This is a genomic window from Sodalis sp. (in: enterobacteria), from assembly GCF_051710625.1.
Lineage (GTDB): Bacteria > Pseudomonadota > Gammaproteobacteria > Enterobacterales > Enterobacteriaceae > JBPESN01.
Genome location: NZ_JBPESN010000045.1, coordinates 1 through 18415, shown reverse-complemented (window position 1 = coordinate 18415; position 18415 = coordinate 1). Strand labels below are relative to the sequence as shown.

Here is an 18415-nt window from a genome sequence, read left to right as displayed (position 1 = left end):
AGCCGCTTATGAAATTACCGACTATATCGTGAGATATTACAGCGCACTCAGGCCACATGAATATAACGGTGGGTTGCCACCAAACGAATCAGAAAATAGACACTGGAAAAACGCTAACGCGGTGGCCCGTTTTAGTTGATCACTTCAAAGTGAAACAGAGCATCAGCCGTTCGGTGCGTGAGCAATTGGCGAACGATAGCCAAACGGCGATCGGGGAAACGGCGCCGCCTTGGTTGTTAATCGATATGTGGCGGTTGAGCGGTGAAAGCGTCATCGATGGCCGGCCAGTATTTAATGGCGTCAGCCGTATGACTGAGGAGGAAATTACCGACGCCACCCACGGGCTTTATCAAAAACTGACGCCGCAGCAACTGGCGGCGCTGGTTGAGGTGAGCAGTCAAAGCGGTTTTGCCGATGTCCATCAGGGATTGGCGTCCTTTCCCAATGACTTTATTGAGAATTTTGTCCTGGGGGGGGGATTTCTACCGCCGTGGAACTGTTCTATCAGATGGGCGAAGAGGCGCATCTTGAATTTAATATTAACGGTCCCAAGCGGGACATCTATCCGCACTTTCAGATGGCGGTGACGTTGACTATCTCGCCTGATGGTCAGGTTGAATGCGTCGATTTTCACACCAGCGAGCATGTTGAAGCGGCGCGCTACGCCGCCGTCGACGGCAATGGTTGACCCCTGGGCGAGCTCGAGTACGCCGCAAGGGCGTTGCCGCTGACGGGCAATATGGCAACACACATTCCGCCGTCCGGTGAGGGGCGGCGGGACGGTCGCGAGACCTCGCCTGCTCCTGTATCGGGCAGGACAGAGTAGACGAAGGCGTGCCGTGGGCGGGACAGCCCTTTGCCGACGGGATGGTATCTGCGCGTTGCGATGCGCTACACTAGCAGATGCCGGTGCGGGTGCGGTGACCGATACGGGTCCGCTAACAGGAGTCTGCGCTCGGCGGCCCGTAAGGTGTCCAAATGGCGGTTCTCTGATGGTACGCTTAGCAAAGCTGCGGTCGTGGCGGCGAGCTTTGGAAGAGAACAATAAACATCAGTCGTGCGGCAAAAAAACCGGGCTCACCGCCAAGGTGATCCGTTTCTACGAGCAAAAAAGCTTGGTATCGCCACCGCTGCGTCGAGAAAACGGTTATCGCAGCTATAACGACCTATAACGACCGCCATCTGGAAGAATTGATGCTGCTGCGTCAGGCGCGACAGGTGGGTTTTAATCTGGAAGAGTGCCGGGAACTGGTGGCGTTGTTTAACGATCCCGGCCGTCACAGCGCCGACGTTAAACGCCGGATGCTCAAGAAAGTACAGGAGATTGAGACGCACATCGCCGAATTGACCCAGATGTGCCAACATCTCCTGACGCTGGCTGAGCGTTGCTCGGGTGACCAAGGCGCAGACTGCCCCATTATCGACAATCTGGCGGGCAATTGCGGTTGCTCGCATCCCGTTCAGTCGTCGCATTAAGCTGCGCCGCAGGCAGGACCGCTCAGGCCTGCTGCCGCTATTCTGGTAAGGCGCGCCGCACGCGCAGGATAATCCCCTCGGTGGCGTACACCTCTACCCAGGTCCCCGCCGCCAAGATCTTCGCTGGCCTGGATGCGCCAGGTGGTGCCGCCCACGCGCAGGCGGTCGAAACCGTTGCTCAGGGGCTTGGATAGGCGCGTGCGCAGCCCGATGAACTACTGCTCGCGCTGATTCAACGCCGATACTGGACGTCCGCAATCGCTGGCGCGCAAGCGATACCACCACAGCCAGGCCGAACCGACGGTAAGCACGGCAAAGGTCGCGCCCTGCCACTCCCAGCCAATCGGCACCAGCCACGTCAGCAACCCTACCAGCAGCGCGGCAATACCGCTTCACAGCAGAAACCCGCTTACGCCCAGCATTTCCAGCGCCAGCAGCAGGCCGCCCAGAATCAGTTAGACATTGTGCGGGTGCTCCGCTATCGCCATCCATATCATCCCTTGCTCCGACCGGATTTACTCTCATTAATCAGTTCAGCAATCCCGCCAATGGCGCCCTGGAGGTTACTGGCGTCCAGCGGCATCATAATGACTTTATTGTTGTTGGCGGAGCCGATTTTTTGCAACGCATCGGTGTATTTCTGCGCCACGAAGTAATTGATCGCCTGGATATTACCGCCAGCGATCGCCTCGGAGACCATCTGCGTGGCCGCGCTTCCCTGCTTCGGCGTCGCGCTCCCGGGCCTCGGCCTGCAAAAACGCCGACTGCCGCTCGCCCTCGGCTTTCAGGATCTGCGACTGTTTTTCCTTCTCCGCGCGCAGAATGGCCGCCTGGCGCACCCCCTCCGCCTCCAGAATATCGGCGCGCTTGGTTCGCTCCACTTTCATCTGGGCGTTCATCGCCGCAATCATCTCCGCCAGCGGCCGCACATTGCGGATCTTGACGCGTGTGACTGGGATTGGTCGCCTTGTCGACGATTTGCAGCAGCTGGACGTTGATACTGTCGCGCTGGGACAGCATTTCGTCCAGCTCCATGGCGCCAAGCACCGTGCGGATATTAGTCATGGTCAGGTTGAGGATCGCCTGCTCGAGATTGCTGACTTCATACGCGCCGCTCGCGGCATCCACCACCTGGATAAAATAGACGGCGTCGATAGTGACGTTGGCGTTATCCTTAGAGATGATTTCCTGGGAAGGGATATCCAGCACCTGTTCCATCATGTTAATTTTACGGCCGATGCGGTCCATAAACGGCACTACCAGATTCAGACCAGGCTTCAGCGCCTGCGTAAAGCGGCCGAATCGCTCCACCGTCCATTGGTAGCCCTGCGGCACGATCTTGATACCCGTGGCGACCACGATAAGGGCGAGCACGACCAGAACGGGAATGACCATTAAGATAGGTGAAGGTCCTTTTCATTTCCAGAGGATAACGCACCGGGCCGCCATCTTGTTTTTTGCGGCGGGTCGCGTGTCGTAAAAGAGAAGATACAGCAAAGCGCGCCAGGTTACAGTGATTCGCACAATAAAAGGGACGGGATCATAACGGTTACAAAGCGGCGGGCGCGTTTTTTGCTCTTTTGGTCGCCGGTGGCGGGATAAAACCGGCAGAAAAAAGCAGGCGATCCGGGCGGCGCACCTGCCTTGCAGAAAGAATCAATACAACAGGGAATAGAGTTGGCGACGGTATTTGCCCGCCAAGGCCTCGTTGGTGCCCAGTGCCGCCAGAATATCCATCAATATTTTACGCGCATCGCCGCCGGCGGCGCCGAGATCGGTTTTCAAATGCCCCATCAACAGCTCCAGCGCTTCCTCATTACGGTCTACTTGATGAAGCTGTAGGGCCAACTGCACCGGCAACGTGGCATCGTGCAGCGCATTGTGCACCTGCTGCTGCAATTGCGGAATTTCCGGGGTGTCCGCCGCCTGACGCAGCAGCTCGATCTGTGCCAGCATACCCTGGTAACGGGTATCTTTATCCTGCAACGGGAACTAGTCCAACACCGCTTGCGCATCGTCGGGACGATTCAACTGCAGATAGGTTTCCGCCAGCAACAGACCGGCCTCGCTGGCGGGTTTGGGTTCCTGTCATAATGCTTTCAAAAGCGGCAGCGCCCCGGCGAAATCTCCCGCCTGTACCAGCCAGCGCCGCGGCCTCTTGTAATTGCAGCTCGGCAGGATCGGGCAGGGCGCAGGTCAACAGTTCGCGCACGGCGTCTTCCGGCTGCGGGCTTTGAAAACCGTCCAGCGGCTGGCCATCCTTAAACAGATACACGGTGGGGATGGCACGCAGACCGAACTGGGGCGCGATGTGTTGCTGTTCATCGCAATTGACTTTTGCCAGCACAAATTGGCCGGCGTATTCCTGCGCCAGCTTGTCCAGCACCGGCGTCAACTGTTCGCAGTGCGGGCTACGCTGGGACCAGAAATAGAACAGCACCGGTACCTGCATGGATTGCTCCAGCGTTTGCTGCAGGTTGGTTTCGTTAATTTCAACTACCGTGGCGTTTAACATGCAATTTCTCTCAATGGTTTTGGCAAAACATGGAGGCGGCGATGCCGCGCTTCAATGCTTGCCGCGTAAAAGCCAATCCAGCCAGCGCCCGGGCAGGCAGCGACGCAGCCATGTCATAGCGTGCGCCACCAGGGTAATCGGATAACGTAATCTGGCCCGGGGGGGCTTTCCAGCGCATGGCTTAATTTCGGCAACACGGCCTCTGGCGGCAGGGTAAAGCGCCGGGCGATGCTGGGGTTGGTCACCCGCTGGTCCGTCCAGATATGGGTCAGGTTAGCGCTAAAGGACGTGGCGATCGGACCCGGTTTAATCAGGCTGACCTGCACGCCGCTGCCGTGCAACTCCATGCGTAGCGTATTCGATCACGCTTCCAGGGCGAATTTGGAGGCGGTGTAGGCACCCTGGCCCGGCGTGCAAATGAGCTCCATGACCGAGCTGGTTTGAATAATCCGCCCCTCGCCATGAGGTACCATGGCAGGCAGCAGCCGCTGGGTCAATTGATGAATGCCGAACAGATTGGCGGAAAATTGCTGTTCTAACTGGCGACGACCGAGGGTTGCCAGCGCACCGTACATGCCGTAACCGGCATTGTTGGACAGCCCGTACAGCCGGCTGCCGGTCAACCGTAGCACCTCATCGGCGGCGGCGTCAACGCTTGCAGGATCGTCCAAATCCAGCGCCAGCGCCTCAAAACCCTCCGCCGCCCGCCGCGCCGCGTCCTGCGCCTGACGGCAGGCGGCCAATACCCGGTAGTCAAGCGCACGCAAATAGCGGGCTGCCGCCAGGCCGATACCGCTGGAGCAACCGGTAATCAACACGGCTTTTTGCATAACTTTATTCAACTTTTGCTCTCCTTGCCTATGATTCATGTTTAAGTAAGGGCAGCAGGCGGTCTGCCATCCATTGCGCGATGAAGAACTGGGCGTCCGGATTGGGATGAATGCCGTCATCCTGCATCCACTCCGGACGCAGATAGATATGTTCCATAAAGAACAATATTAAAGAAACGAAAAACCGGGTCGCTAGCCTGGGATAAATGGTGCTGAAGGTTTCCGTATGACGCTTGCCGTAATTTGGTGGCAGGCGAATCTGCATCAGTAGCGGCTGCGCGCCCGCCTATTGGCTTAAGGTAATCGATTTGACCAAATCTTGTTCTATTTGCGGCGGTGGGAGACCGCGCAGACCATCATTCCCGCCCAGCTCGATGACCACCCAGCGTGGCTTATGCTGGCGCAGCAGCGCCGGCAGACGTGCTGCGCCCTGGGTGGCGGTATCACCGCTGATGCTGGCGTTGACCACGTTGATGGCGTTATCGTCCTGCTGCCAGCGCGCGGCCAACAGCGCGGGCCAGGCACGAGCGCCGGCCATCCGGTAACCGGCGCTCAGACTGTCGCCCAGAACCAAAAGCGTATCGGCAGCCAGCGCCCGTACGCTCACCAGACTCAACAGAATAAGGAAAGGGAAATGCCAGCGGAAAACGTTCTTGAAGTTCATCATCTTAGTAAGCACGTCGGTCAGGGTGAACACCATATCTCCATCCTTACCGGAGTTGAGCTGGTTGTCAAACCCGCGCAAACAATAGCGCTGATTGGCGAGTCCGGTTCCGGTAAGTCGACGCTGCTCGGGATCCTGGCCGGGCTCGACGACTGTAGCGACGGTGTCGTGCATTTGTTGGGGCACGATTTGACGGCGTTGAATGAAGAACGCCGCGCCGCGCCGCGCAGCGCGGCGCGCCCGTCATATCGGCTTCGTTTTTCAGTCGTTCATGCTGGTACCCACCCTGACGGCGTTGGAGAACATCCAGTTACCGGCGCTGCTCAGAGGTGAGGGGGAGCGCCAAAGCCGCGAACAGGTGGTGGCCCTGTTAACGCAGCTAGGACTGGGAAAGCACTTGTCCCATTTGCCGGCGCAACTCTCCGGCGGCGAGCAGCAGCGGGTCGCGCTGGCGCGCGCCTTCAGCGGCTGGCCGCAGATTCTGTTCGCCGATGAACCGACCGGCAATCTGGACCGCGCCACCGGCGATCTCATCGCCGATGAGCTGTTCAGTCTGAACCGGGATTTCGCCACTACCCTGATTCTGGTAACGCACGACCGGCAACTGGCCGCGCGCTGTGAACGCCGACTGCGTCTGCAGGACGGCCGCCGGTTGAAGAAAGTGGCATGATAGCTCGCTGGTTCTAACGCGAATGGCGAACCCCCTCCATGTTAATCGTTTGGCTGGCGCTGGCGCTGGTGCTGGCGTTGACGTTGTCGGTAGCCTGCGTGCTGGCGCCGGGAACGCTTAGCGATCGAATGGAAAAAGAGCTAAACCAGCAAAGCCGTGATTTTCTGGGCGGCGATCGGGTATTGCGCGCGGCCCGGCCGGTGGATGAACGTTAGCTCTCCCAGGCCGCCGCCGACGGACTGACGCTCAGCCGGCAATTGACATTTATGACCATGACCTTTGCCGGCGACGCGGCGCAACTGGCTTGGGTCAACGCCGCCGACGGCAACTACCCGCTGTATGGCGCTTTGATGACCCGACCGGCCAATTTGCGCCCGCCAGCGGGAGAGGTGCTGGTGGCGCCGCGGCTGCTGGCGCTGCTGGTTTTCTCGGCCATAAGCGGCGCCGTTATCAGTCTGGCGTTCGAGGCGTTGCTGATAAAACTTCTGGCGCCGGTATTGCCGGATAAACTTCCGCCCGCCGGCGTATGGCCCTGGGTGTGGTCGTTAGGGTCATTGGCCGTGATCGCGTTGTTGGTGGGGTTGCGTCCTTACCGGCAACTGCTCGCCACCCGTCCGCTGCGCGTATTGCGCCGCGATGCGTTATCGGCCGTCTGGCCGCTGCGCTATTACCTGCCGGCGGTGCTGGGATTACTGTTGTGGCTGGTGGGTCTCCCAGCCCGCTATAGTGTGGCGCTGGTGGCCGCGCGCGGGAGAGGTTTCAATGGAACAGGGCGTGGCGAACGATCTGGGCGTCGGCATCGGTGATCGTTATGACCTTCACCGGCGACACCCAATCTTTTACCGCCACGGTATCCAGTCTACGGAAAGTGGATTGGGAAAGTCTGCGGCCAAATTTTTTCTTCATCTTTCCGCAGGGAGGACTGGACGGGCAGCCGCAAACCTGCCTGACCAGTTTTCGCTACCACGGTAACGAACAATGGGTAACCCAGTTGACGCGCCAATTTCCTACGCTGAGCCTGCTGGATATCGGCGCGATGCTGCAGCAGATAAGCCAGGTGTTGCAACAGGTTAGCCGGGCGCTGGAAATTATGGTGATATTGGTGCTGCTATGCGGCGGGCTGCTGTTAATGGCGCAGGTGCAGGTCGGCATGCGCCAGCGTCAGCAGGAATTGGTGGTTTACCGGACATTGGGCGCCAGCCGCAAGTTGCTGCGCGCGACATTGTGGAATGAATTCGCCTTACTGGGACTGGTCGCAGGGGCGGTCACCGCTATCGGCGCCGAGGCGGCGCTGATGCTGTTGCAGTGGCGGGTGTTCGATTTTCCCGCCAGACCAGATCCTTATCTTTGGTGGGCACTGCCGCTCAGCGGTATGCTGGTCTTGTCGCTGCTCAGTACCCTGCTTGGAGCCCCTCTGCTGCAGAGAAGAGGGCAAATTGGTCAGGATTTTGGCTGGGCGTTTACACTATGAGAACATTATTGCAACAAAAAATAATTAGCAGAGTGATAATCTGGTTGACAGGGCCCGGCCGCATGCTGCACAGTAACGGCCTGGCATCACACTACAATGTAAATAGGTCCGCCAATCACGCAAAGGTTATCAACCAGCGATCTCCGCCACTTCGCAGATTCACTCTGCCTACTTAGCACCAGGAAGTGTTATCCGGAAAACCCGCGTTTCCGCTTATGCTTTCAATGGGTGTCAACGGTGAACGCAACGGTTCGGCACTCTTCAGATAGTTGTAATCGCTATGAGAGAGAGGAGTTAACGTAATAAATGACTACGACGTCCAAGACTATCTATACGCTCACTGATGAAGCCCCGGCGCTGGCGACTTACTCGCTGCTGCCTATTATCCGTGCCTTCACCCAATCCTTGGGGATCGCCATCGAGACCCGTGATATTTCGCTGGCAGGGCGTATCCTCGCCAATTTCCCGGAACATCTGCAATCGGATCAGCGTCTGTCGGATCATCTGGCGGAACTGGGCCAACTGGCGGTTACGCCGCAAGCCAATATCATTAAACTGCCAAATATCAGTGCGTCGCTGCCGCAGTTGAAGGCCGCCATTAAAGAGCTGCAGGCGCAGGGATATGGGGTGCCAGATTATGCCGACGAGCCGAAATCCGACGCGGAAAAAGAGGCCAAAACCCGCTATAACAAAATCAAAGGCAGCGCGGTGAACCCGGTTTTGCGCGAAGGTAACTCCGATCGCCGCGCGCCGCTGTCGGTGAAGAATTACGCCCGTAAGCACCCGCATCGCATGGGCGCATGGACGTCGTCATCTCTCTCCCACGTCGCTCATATGCAAGAGGGCGATTTTTACGGCAGCGAGAAATCCGCGCTGATTGAACGCGACGGCAACGTGAGTATCACGCTCATCGGCCGCGATGGCGCCAAGCAGGTGCTGAAAGTTAAAACCGCGGTCAACAGCGGCGAAATCATCGACGCCGCGGTAATGAGCAAAAAGGCCCTGAGCAGCTTTATCGCGCAGCAGATTACCGATGCCAAACGGCAGGGCGTTCTGCTATCGCTGCATTTGAAAGCCACCATGATGAAAGTGTCCGATCCGATTATGTTCGGTATCGTGGTGTCGGAATTTTATCAAGACGTGCTGGCCCGCTATAACGATAAATTGAAAACGCTGGGCTTTGACGCCAACAACGGCATCGGCGATTTGTACGCCAAAATCAAAGAATTGCCGGCCGAGGAACAGGTGGAAATCACACAGGTTATTGATGCGCTGTATACCGAGCGTCCGCCGCTGGCCATGGTGAATTTCGATAAAGGTATCACCAATTTGCATGTACCAAGCGATGTGATCGTTGACGCCTCAATGCCGGCGATGATCCGCGATTCCGGCAAAATGTGGGGGCCTGACGGCCAACCGCATGATACTAAAGCCATCATTCCCGACCGCTGCTATGCCGGCGTTTATCAGGCGGTGATTGAGGATTGCAAACGGCATGGCGCCTTCGATCCCACGACCATGGGCAGCGTGCCGAACGTCGGTTTGATGGCGCAAAAGGCTGAAGAGTACGGCTCGCATGACAAGACCTTCCAGATTCCGACTGACGGGGTGGTGCAGGTCGCCGACGAAGCGGGTAATGTGCTGCTGACGCATCCGGTCGAAGCAGGGGACATCTGGCGTATGTGCCAGGCTAAAGATGCGCCGATTCAGGATTGGGTGAAGCTGGCGGTCAATCGCGCCCGTGAATCCAACACGCCGGCGCTATTCTGGCTCGATCCGGCCCGTGCACATGATGCGCGCATGATTGAGAAGGTGCAGCGTTATCTGCAGGACTTCGATACGCACGGGCTCGATATCCGCATCATGTCGCCGGTGGAGGCCACGCGGTTCTCCATCGACCGTATTCGCGCGGGCAAGGACACTATCTCGGTAACCGGCAACGTGTTGCGCGACTATTTGACGGACCTGTTCCCGATTATGGAGTTGGGGACTAGCGCCAAAATGCTCTCAATCGTACCGCTCATGGCCGGTGGAGGCCTGTTTGAAACCGGCGCCGGCGGCTCCGCGCCGAAACACGTGCAGCAGTTTGTGCAGGAAAACCATCTGCGCTGGGACTCGCTGGGAGAATTCCTGGCGCTGGCCGCTTCGCTGGAGCATGTTGGTATCAGGGGCAGTAACAGCAAGGCGAAAGTGCTGGCGAAAACGCTGGATCAGGCCACCGGCAAATTCCTCGACGCCAACAAATCGCCGTCCCGCAGAACGGGCGAGCTGGACAACCGCGGTAGTCATTTCTATCTGGCGCTCTTCTGGGCGCTGGCGCTGGCGGAGCAAAACGACGATCCGGCGCTGCAGCAGCAGTTCACCGCTCTTGCCCGTACCCTGGCAGACAATGAGCAAAAGATTGTAGCGGAGCTGAATCAGGTACAGGGCCACGCGGTGGATATCGGCGGCTATTACCACCCGAATCCGGCGCTGGCCAGCAAAGCCATGTGTCCGAGCGCCACGCTTAACGCAGCGCTACAGGCGGTGAAAGCCTAATAAGCAAGGCCGCCGGGCAGGACTGCCCGGCGGAGCCATCCTCAGTCTGCCAGTGTTTGTCTCGCCCAGCGGATGCCGTTTTCATAATCCCCCGGCAACAGCGTCATCAACTGCTGCCGACTGCGGCTGAGCGCCGCGCCATCGGGATGGCACAGGTTCAGGTGCCCGACCTTGCGCCCGGCGCGGACCTCTTTTTCGTACCAATGCAAATGGAGCAGCGGGTCCGCCAGCCAGTCGGTGTTCACCTCGCTGCCAATCACATTCACCATCACCGCGGGCGTGATGACGACCAGCGCCGGCAGTGGCAGCCCCAGAATGGCGCGCAAATGCAGCTCAAATTGACTGATGGAGGCGCCGTTTTGCGTCCAGTGGCCGTTGTTAATGCACCCGCGGCGCCAGTTCATTGATGAGCAGCCGATCGCCGACGATAAAACACTTCATCGCCATCACGCCGACATAATCCAGTTCGTGCAGGATAGCGCCGAGCATAGTTCCCGCCTGCCGTTGCAGGCCGCTGTCCGGAGTGGGAAACGCGACGCTTGCGCGCAGAATGCCATCCTGGTGAAAATTATGGGTCAACGGGTAAAAGACCTAAGCCCCGTCGGCGGAACGGGCGCCTACCAGCGACACTTCTCCGTCAAAGGCGATCCCCTGCTCGACGATGCAGGTGCCGTAGCAGTCCTGAGGTAGAGCGGCCTCGTCACCCGGATGAAGCCGCCATCGCCCGCGACCGTCATAGCCGCCCACCCGGCGTTTGACAATCGCCAGACTGCCGAAGGAAACAAACACCTCCGGCCATTGGGCGGCGCCCGTCAACGGCTTCCAGGGGGTGGTTGTCAGGCGTAATTGATCCAGCAGCTGCTTTTGCGTTAACCGGTCGGCCAGCCGGGGAAAGATATCACTGTTGACAAAACCATTATGACGCGCCAGTTCGTGGCTGAGGGCGGTCTCTGGCCAGCGCGCGATTTCGGCGGTGATCACGCTTTGCTGGAACGGGACGGATGCGGGTTCGACATCGAGGCCGCCCGGAAACACCGCGATGCCCAGCGGCTCGCCGGCTTGCCGCAGCATCCGACCCAATTGGCCGTTACCTAGAACGCAGACAAGCTTCATGCCTGTTCCCTCGGATCGGGATGGCTCAGCACCTCATCGGTTTGCTGTTGGCGCCACTGGCTCAGACGTCCGGCCAGCACGGTATCATGCAGCGCTAAAATCTGGGCGGCCAACAGGGCGGCGTTATCGGCGCCGGCTTTGTCGATGGCCAGGGTGCCGACCGGGGATGCCGCGCGGCAGAATACAGGCTGTCCACGCCGCTTAGCGCAGCGCTTTGCACCGGTACACTTACCGGCACCAGCGTCTTGGCCACCAGCATACCCGGCAGATGCGCTGCGCCGCCCGCGCCAGCAATAATCAGCGCATAACCATTGGCTGCCGCCTGCTCAGCGAAGCTGAATAACTTATCCGGCGTACGGTGCGCCGAGACGATTTCCGCATCAAAAGGAACGTGCACCACGGTGAGAATTTCCGCGGCAAATTGCAGGGTGCTCCAATCGCTTTGGGAGCCCATGACAATGACTATTTTTGTCGTGGCGAGGGTGGATTGCATACACGTTGTGCTCCTGTGATCATAATGTCGGCATTGCTAACAGACTGTGCGGCCTGACTAACTGGGCGTAAAGCATATTATGGGTCTAAAGGGAGGAAAACGGTTGCGTAGCCGCCGGCGGCGATTTAGCCCCCTGAAAAACCGCGCCGCACAGCCTAATATTGCAGCCCACGGTTTCATTCACTAATGACCTTGCCCCGCGGCGGCGGGCAGGGATTAACGAGACATAGCTTATGGAAAATAACGTAAAAGAAAATGCAGCGCTTGCGGCAAAGTATCCGGGCGCATCATTCTGGGCATTCGGCGACAGCGCGGACATGGCCGAGGAATTGGGGACGCTGGTCGCAGGAGGAATTAAAACCACCACCTGCAGCGCGCTGGAGGCCTACCAGCAAGATGCAGCCTCGCCGCACATTGGTGATTACAGCGTGATCCTTGACGGCCGTGGGCGTCCGCTGGCGGTTATCCGCACCACCGCCCTGCGCCTCGTGCGTTTTTGCGATGTGACGGCGGCAATGGTGGCCAAAGAAGGCGAAGGCGATCTCAGCCTGGCTTACTGGCGCGACGCGCACCGGGCATTTTTCACCCGCGCCGGCCACTGGTCGGAGGAGATGGCGCTGGTGGTGAAAGAGTTTGTCTTGGTGGAAAGGCTTTAGCGGTTCTCCCCGTGGCTTTGGGGTAGTTCCTGCCGGCGTCATAAGACCGGCGGTGCCTAAGGTACGCAGGACCGGCATAAGCGTATCGCTTCAGGGGAGGAGAACGCCGCACGGGTTTACCGACGGCGGATTTCAGCCGCCGAAAGGAAACTCATGCAGTACGACACCGCTATTGGAAACCTCAATGGCCGATCCCTGATGGTGCCAGGCGCCCAGTACCGCACGACGGCGCTCCCCGGGCAGTTGATGTATCGCCGGCCGGTGGGTATGGCCATGGATCATCACCGTCGCGCCGGTATCATCCATCACGGTCATAACCGCCTGCGCATTGACGTCCATAATGTCGGCGGTTTTACCGGCGTTGGCGCGCAGGCTATTGGCACGCATCCTGTCGGCAATACGCAGCCGCCGCCGCAGCGGCAGGGACAAAAACAGCCGCTGTAGCCAACGCTGATGCACCCGGCGGCGAAAGCGCTGATAGTCGTTATCGTCGGTGCACAGCGTGTCGCCATGCAAAATCACGACCCGTAACCCGTCCAGCTGCATCACCCGCTGCGCGGGCAGCAGCGTCATGCCGCAGGCGGCGGCATAGCGCTTGCCGAGCAGGAAATCACGATTCCCGTGGATAAAATAGCAGGGGATGCCGCGCTGGGTCAGCGCCTGTAGCGCGACGGCAATCTCGTGATGCAGCGGATTGGGATCGTCATCGCCTATCCACACCTCAAACAAATCGCCAAGGATGTACAGCGCTTGCGCGGCGCGCGCGCGTAAAAAATGCAGAAAACCGGCGGTGATCGCCGGCTCTTGTGCGCAAAGATGAATATCTGCGACGAATAGGGTTGACATGCGGGCGGGATTACTCCGCAACGGTCACATGGGTGATGATGACGTCTTCTTTCGGGACGTCCTGATGCATGCCACTGCGGCCAGTGGCGACGCCTTTGATTTTGTCGACCACGTCCAGCCCCTCTGTCACTTCGGCGAAAACACAGTATCCCCAGCCGTCAGGGCGTTCGGAGCGGAAGTTGAAAAAGTCATTATCCACCACGTTGATAAAAAATTGCGCCGTGGCGGAATGCGGATCGTTGGTACGGGCCATTGCCAGCGTACCGCGGTTGTTTTTCAGACCATTGTTGGCTTCGTTTTTCACCGGCGCCTGGGTGGCCTTTTGTTCCATGCCGGGGACAAAGCCGCCGCCTTGGATCATGAAGCCGTTAATCACGCGGTGGAAAATGGTATTGTCATAAAACCCGCTGCGGCAATAATTGAGGAAATTCTCAACGGTTAATAGCGCTTTATCCGCAAAGGTTTTGATAACGATATCGCCGTAATTGGTATGTAAAGTGACCATAATTAATGTCCTGAAAGTCTGATGAATTGCATTCATACAAAGTGTACGGGCAGAGGGGGGTTTATAGCATAACTCTGTCATAGAGTCAGCAACGGCCCCCGGTTTCCCTTCCCGCGCCACGTCGATCACCGGTAATTCCGTGGTATACCATTGCAATAGCTGCGGCTTCAGGGTTCAATACCCCGTTAGGTTTATTGACCTTTACCGCTAGGCGCTCTACACGCGTAATCCGCAGACACATGGAATGATTTTCGATGCTAAAGATTTTTAACACCCTGACCCGCCAAAAAGAGGACTTTAAACCTATCCATGCCGGTAAAGTCGGCATGTATGTGTGCGGCATCACCGTGTATGATTTTTGCCACATCGGCCATGGACGCACCTTCGTTGCTTTTGACGTCGTAACACGCTACCTTCGCTACCGTGGTCACGAGGTGAATTATGTCCGTAATATCACCGATATCGAGGACAAGATTATTTGCCGCGCCGCTGAGAATGGAGAGACTTTTCAGCAGCTTACTGAGCGTATGATTAGCGAAATGCATAGCGATTTCGACCGGTTGAATATCCTGCGTCCCGATCAGGAGCCGCGCGCCACGCACTATATAGACGCGATTATCGAACTGGTTGGCCAGCTCATAGACAGGGGTCATGCCTATGTGGCCGCCAACGGTGATGTAATGTTCGCCGTAGACAGCGACAGCGACAGCGATTATGGCTTGCTGTCCCGTCAGGATCTGGAGCAGCTTCAGGCCGGCGCTCGCGTCGAAGTGGCCGATGTGAAACGAAATCCCATGGACTTCGTGCTGTGGAAAATGTCAAAACCCGGCGAGCCGAGCTGGCCGTCGCCGTGGGGCGAGGGCCGCCCCGGCTGGCACATTGAGTGTTCGGCCATGAACGGCCGGCAGCTTGGCCATCATTTCGATATTCACGGCGGCGGGTCGGATCTAATTTTTCCCCATCATGAAAATGAGATTGCGCAGTCCACCTGCGCCCACGATGGTCCCTACGTGAATGTCTGGATGCACGCCGGCATGTTAATGGTCGATCGCGAGAAGATGTCCAAATCACGGGGCAACTTTTTCACCGTGCGCGACGTCTTGCGGTATTACGATGCCGAAACCGTACGCTATTTCCTGATGTCCGGCCATTACCGTAGTCAGCTGAATTACAGTGAAGATAGTCTCAAACAGGCGCGCGCGGCCCTTGAGCGCCTGTATATCGCCCTGCGCGGTACCGATGCGTCCGCGGTCCCCGCCGGCGGAGACCACTTTGTGGCGCAATTTATCGCCGCAATGGATGATGATTTCAATACGCCGGAAGCCTATTCTGTCTTGTTCGACATCGCCCGTGAGGTCAACCGCCTGAAAAGCGAACAGGCGGCGGCGGCACAGGGGATGGCGGCGACGTTACGCCAGCTGGCCGGCGTGCTGGGTTTGCTGGAACAGGATCCTGCTGCCTTCCTGCAACAGGGCGCCGCGGAAGACGTGGAGGACAATGCCATGATAGAGGGGCTTATTCAGCAGCGCAATGACGCGCGCAAGGCCCGGCAGTGGGCGTTGGCGGATGAAGCACGGGATAAACTGACCGCGCTAGGCATTGTGCTGGAAGACGGCTCCCAGGGGACGACCTGGCGCCGCGGTTAAAGGGCTTGCGCCGGCGGCGGGCTTTCGGTGCGGGGCCGCAACCCTCACTCCGCCACCGTGACCTGCTGACCGGCAAAGGCGACGCGCTGCCCGCCGGTAATTTTACAGCGCCGACGGTTCTCCACTGCGCCGTTAACCGTCACGCGATCCTCATTAATCGCGAGCTTGGCCGCCGCACCGCTCTCGCACCAGCCTGCGATTTTCAGGAGATCGCATAGCGCGATGTAAGGATGCCCTTTAAGAGAAAATGTCGTCATGGTCAGGCCTTCGGCATTGTCGTATCGTGATAATCTTCACAAACCTGCAGGGTATTCTGGATAAGGGTGGCTACCGTCATCGGCCCCACGCCGCCGGGCACCGGCGTAATGTAGGCGGCGCGCTCGGCGGCGCTGGCATAATCCACATCGCCCACCACTTTACCGCTCTCCAGACGATTAATCCCCACATCCATGACCACCGCGCCGGGTTTGATCCACTCGCCGGGGATGAAGCCCGCTTTGCCTACTGCCACGACCAACAGATCGGCATTTTCTATATGGCGCCGTAAATCGCGCGTGAAACGGTGGGTGACGGTCACGGTACAGCCCGCCAGCAACAGCTCGAGACTCATGGGGCGGCCAACGATATTGGAGGCGCCGACCACAACGGCGTTAAGGCCAAAGGTGTCGATATGATAACGCTCCAGCAACATCACGATGCCGCGCGGGGTGCAAGGACGCAGCAGCGGCGCGCGCTGGCACAGTCGGCCGACATTGTACGGATGGAAACCGTCCACATCTTTATCCGGCGCAATGCGCTCCAGCACGTTGATATTGTCTATCCCCGCCGGCAACGGCAACGGCAGCTGCACGAGAATCCCGTCCACTCGATGATCGGCATTCAGTTGATCAATCAACGCCAACAATGCCGCTTCCGTGACCGTGCTGGGCAGATCATAGAAGAGGGAAATAAAACCGGCGTCTTCACTGGCTTTGCGTTTACTGGCAACATAAATTTGCGAGGCGGGATCGCCGCCGACCAGCACTACCGCCAGTCCTGGTGCGCGCTTGCCCGCCTTCAGACGCGCCTGCACCCGCGCGGCCACCTCACTTCTGACTTGCTGGGCAACGGCCTTACCATCAATTATTTTTGCTACCATCTGAATTGGAAATCCGTCAATCTAATCGGGCTGAGGGCGCTATTTTGGCAGAAGCGCGTCCCGCTGTCAGGTACAGAATGCATCCTGGCCTGTTGCCAACAGAACAATGGACAGAAAAGCCATTGACTCAAACGCTTACCTCCGTATAATCCAAACCGCATTCGGCACCACCGATAATGTTGTGCGCCCTTAGCTCAGTTGGATAGAGCAACGGCCTTCTAAGCCGTAAATCACTGGTTCGAGTCCAGTAGGGCGTACCATTAATATTCAAATGGTTAGCTAGCTTTAAATTTATCCTCATTATGCAAAAGTGCCAGATTGGTAACATTGATGCCGATCATCTCGTCAATTTTTCTGGTATGTTCCGATAAATAGTTGGGCGAAAGGTGCGCATAGCGCCGGACCATTCCGATGCTTTCCATCCTTCTATTTCCTGCAATGCTGATAACAGCACGCCAGCCTGCACCAACCGGCTGACCCAGGTATGCCGCAGGTCATGGAATCGGAAATCCGTGATACCAGCTCGGCGGAGTCCAGTCCGCCATGCTGAGTTACCATCGACACGCATTTCCCTGACCTCCTGCGTTTTCGTCCCATCTGCGCGATGCCATGCGCTCGTGTGAACGAAAACATAACGCGAGTGTAGGCCAATTTGATCTCGCAATACTTTGCAAGCTGTATCGTTCATCGCTACCCCAATTGCCTTTCCAGCTTTGGCATTTTCTGGGTTAATTCAGGCCACTTTCCGTTGCAAATCTATTTGTTGCCATTCCATATCAATAATATTTGAGCGCCGCAGCCCAGTAGCTAGCGCAAAAACGACCACCGGTCGAAATCTTTCTGGCATGCACTCAATCAGGCTACTGGCCTCTTCCCTGGTTAGGCAGCGAATCCTTTTACTCATGGGCTGTAGTGGTCAACTAAAACTGGCCGCCGCGTTAGCGTTTTTCCAGTATCTATTTTCTGATTCGTTTGGTGGCAACTCACCGTTATATCCATGCGGCCTGAGTGCGCTGTAATATCCCCACGGTATAGTCGGTAATTCCATGAGCTGCTTTGCTGAAGCTTATGCAGCCCGTTACCGGTACCCACTCCTTCTTCAGACTTCTGAAGAAGCGCTCCATCGGACTGTTATCCCAGCAGTTACCCCGCCGACTTATGTTTTGTTTGATCCGGTAACGCCACAGCAACTGTCGGAACTGCCTGCTCGTATAGTGGCTACCCTGATCGCTGTGGAACATCACTCCGGCTGGTTTACCACGCGTTTCTTATGCCATTTCCAGTGCTTTGATGGTCAGTCTACTGTCCGGGGAGAACGACATAGCCCAGTCTATCGGTTTCCTCGCGAACAGATCAAGAACAACCGCAAGGTATGCCCAGTGTTTCCCGGTCCAGATATACGTCACATCGCCGCACCATACCTGGTTTGGCTCCGTTACAGCGAACTGGCGCTCAAGATAATTCGGGATCGCAACATGCTCCTGACCACCACGCTTATACCTGTGCGTCTGCTGCTGACAACTGGCCAGCCCCAGCTCTTTCATGAGCCTGCCTGCGAGCCAGCGCCCTATCCGGAAGCCTCTCTGGGTTGCCATGGTGGCGATACTTCTCGCGCCAGCTACATTATGGCTGATACTGTGCAGTTCATGAACCTGACTGCGCAATACCGTTCGCCTGCCGTCTGGCCTGTCAGGACGACTTTTCCAGTATTTGTAACTGCTGCGATAAACCCTGAACACGTGGCAGAGTGTGGCCACAGGATAATGCGCTCTGAGTTACCCGATTAACGAGAACTGTTCAGGGAGTCTGACATCAAGAGCGCTGTAGCCTTTTTTAATATTTCGTTTTCCATTT

The 18415-nt window shown here is 57.6% G+C and carries 9 protein-coding genes, 1 tRNA gene and 13 pseudogenes; 10 read left to right on the top strand and 13 right to left on the bottom strand.

Annotated features, from left to right (window positions below; translation table 11 throughout):
• The 3 genes and pseudogenes from ACTBDU_RS11315 to cueR form a co-directional block, all read left to right on the top strand.
• Positions 1 to 139, top strand: a pseudogene (locus tag ACTBDU_RS11315) (IS3 family transposase); the annotation flags it as partial.
• 10 nt (positions 140 to 149) lie between these two features.
• Positions 150 to 587: a hypothetical protein gene (locus ACTBDU_RS11310; RefSeq protein WP_438806522.1), complete on the top strand. Its 438-nt coding sequence runs from the start codon at positions 150 to 152 to the stop codon at positions 585 to 587.
• A 444-nt stretch (positions 588 to 1031) separates the two neighbouring features.
• Positions 1032 to 1476: pseudogene (gene cueR / locus ACTBDU_RS11305) on the top strand (Cu(I)-responsive transcriptional regulator).
• Positions 1477 to 1513: 37 nt separating this feature from the next.
• On the opposite strand, the pseudogene ACTBDU_RS11300 reads toward cueR, so the two are convergent.
• From ACTBDU_RS11300 to tesA, 5 pseudogenes are all read right to left on the bottom strand, one after another.
• Positions 1514 to 1931, bottom strand: a pseudogene (locus ACTBDU_RS11300) (NfeD family protein).
• A 38-nt stretch (positions 1932 to 1969) separates the two neighbouring features.
• A pseudogene (locus tag ACTBDU_RS11295) lies at positions 1970 to 2877 on the bottom strand (SPFH domain-containing protein).
• A 255-nt stretch (positions 2878 to 3132) separates the two neighbouring features.
• Positions 3133 to 3991: pseudogene (locus ACTBDU_RS11290) on the bottom strand (co-chaperone YbbN).
• Positions 3992 to 4042: 51 nt separating this feature from the next.
• Positions 4043 to 4821 (bottom strand): annotated as a pseudogene (locus ACTBDU_RS11285) (SDR family oxidoreductase).
• 28 nt (positions 4822 to 4849) lie between these two features.
• A pseudogene (gene tesA / locus ACTBDU_RS11280) lies at positions 4850 to 5485 on the bottom strand (multifunctional acyl-CoA thioesterase I/protease I/lysophospholipase L1).
• On the opposite strand from tesA, the pseudogene ybbA reads away from it, so the two are divergent.
• From ybbA to ACTBDU_RS11260, 4 genes and pseudogenes are all read left to right on the top strand, one after another.
• Positions 5456 to 6155, top strand: a pseudogene (gene ybbA / locus ACTBDU_RS11275) (putative ABC transporter ATP-binding protein YbbA). The pseudogenes tesA and ybbA overlap by 30 nt on opposite strands.
• A 38-nt stretch (positions 6156 to 6193) precedes the next feature.
• On the top strand, positions 6194 to 6370 hold the full coding sequence (locus ACTBDU_RS11270) for a hypothetical protein (protein ID WP_438806523.1): 177 nt from the start codon (positions 6194 to 6196) through the stop codon (positions 6368 to 6370).
• A gap of 51 nt (positions 6371 to 6421) precedes the next feature.
• Positions 6422 to 7626: pseudogene (locus ACTBDU_RS11265) on the top strand (ABC transporter permease); the annotation flags it as partial.
• 306 nt (positions 7627 to 7932) lie between these two features.
• Positions 7933 to 10164, top strand: coding sequence for an NADP-dependent isocitrate dehydrogenase (locus tag ACTBDU_RS11260; protein WP_438806521.1), 2232 nt, complete (start codon positions 7933 to 7935; stop codon positions 10162 to 10164).
• Between the two features lie 41 nt (positions 10165 to 10205).
• Here the strand turns inward: ACTBDU_RS11260 and purK are convergent.
• Positions 10206 to 11277, bottom strand: a pseudogene (gene purK, locus ACTBDU_RS11255) (5-(carboxyamino)imidazole ribonucleotide synthase).
• A pseudogene (purE, locus tag ACTBDU_RS11250) lies at positions 11274 to 11770 on the bottom strand (5-(carboxyamino)imidazole ribonucleotide mutase). Before purE ends, purK begins: the two co-directional pseudogenes overlap by 4 nt.
• A 233-nt stretch (positions 11771 to 12003) precedes the next feature.
• Between purE and ACTBDU_RS11245 the strand changes: the two are divergent.
• Positions 12004 to 12426 carry an ASCH domain-containing protein gene (locus ACTBDU_RS11245; RefSeq protein ID WP_438806520.1) on the top strand — a complete coding sequence of 141 codons (423 nt, stop codon included), beginning with the start codon at positions 12004 to 12006 and terminating at the stop codon, positions 12424 to 12426.
• A gap of 132 nt (positions 12427 to 12558) precedes the next feature.
• Here ACTBDU_RS11245 and ACTBDU_RS11240 read toward each other — a convergent pair whose 3' ends face one another.
• Positions 12559 to 13272 carry a UDP-2,3-diacylglucosamine diphosphatase gene (locus ACTBDU_RS11240; RefSeq protein WP_438806519.1) on the bottom strand — a complete coding sequence of 238 codons (714 nt, stop codon included), beginning with the start codon at positions 13270 to 13272 and terminating at the stop codon, positions 12559 to 12561.
• A gap of 10 nt (positions 13273 to 13282) precedes the next feature.
• On the bottom strand, positions 13283 to 13777 hold the full coding sequence (ppiB, locus tag ACTBDU_RS11235) for a peptidylprolyl isomerase B (RefSeq protein WP_438806518.1): 495 nt from the start codon (positions 13775 to 13777) through the stop codon (positions 13283 to 13285).
• A gap of 254 nt (positions 13778 to 14031) precedes the next feature.
• Between ppiB and cysS the strand changes: the two genes are divergently transcribed.
• Entirely contained in the window at positions 14032 to 15423 is a 1392-nt protein-coding gene (cysS, locus tag ACTBDU_RS11230; RefSeq protein WP_438806517.1) for a cysteine--tRNA ligase, read from the top strand.
• A 44-nt stretch (positions 15424 to 15467) separates the two neighbouring features.
• Here cysS and ybcJ read toward each other — a convergent pair whose 3' ends face one another.
• Positions 15468 to 15680, bottom strand: a complete 213-nt coding sequence (gene ybcJ, locus ACTBDU_RS11225) for a ribosome-associated protein YbcJ (RefSeq protein WP_438806516.1) — start codon at positions 15678 to 15680, stop codon at positions 15468 to 15470.
• 2 nt (positions 15681 to 15682) lie between these two features.
• The gene (gene folD / locus ACTBDU_RS11220; RefSeq protein ID WP_438806515.1) at positions 15683 to 16561 is read right to left on the bottom strand and encodes a bifunctional methylenetetrahydrofolate dehydrogenase/methenyltetrahydrofolate cyclohydrolase FolD; all 879 of its coding nucleotides are present in this window, start codon (positions 16559 to 16561) and stop codon (positions 15683 to 15685) included.
• A gap of 183 nt (positions 16562 to 16744) precedes the next feature.
• Here folD and ACTBDU_RS11215 point away from each other — a divergent pair.
• Positions 16745 to 16821 (top strand) — tRNA-Arg (locus tag ACTBDU_RS11215).
• A 15-nt stretch (positions 16822 to 16836) separates the two neighbouring features.
• Here the strand turns inward: ACTBDU_RS11215 and ACTBDU_RS11210 are convergent.
• Together ACTBDU_RS11210 and ACTBDU_RS11205 are read right to left on the bottom strand one after the other, a co-directional pair.
• A pseudogene (locus ACTBDU_RS11210) lies at positions 16837 to 17471 on the bottom strand (site-specific integrase); the annotation flags it as partial.
• Between the two features lie 6 nt (positions 17472 to 17477).
• Positions 17478 to 18415, bottom strand: a pseudogene (locus tag ACTBDU_RS11205) (IS3 family transposase); the annotation flags it as partial.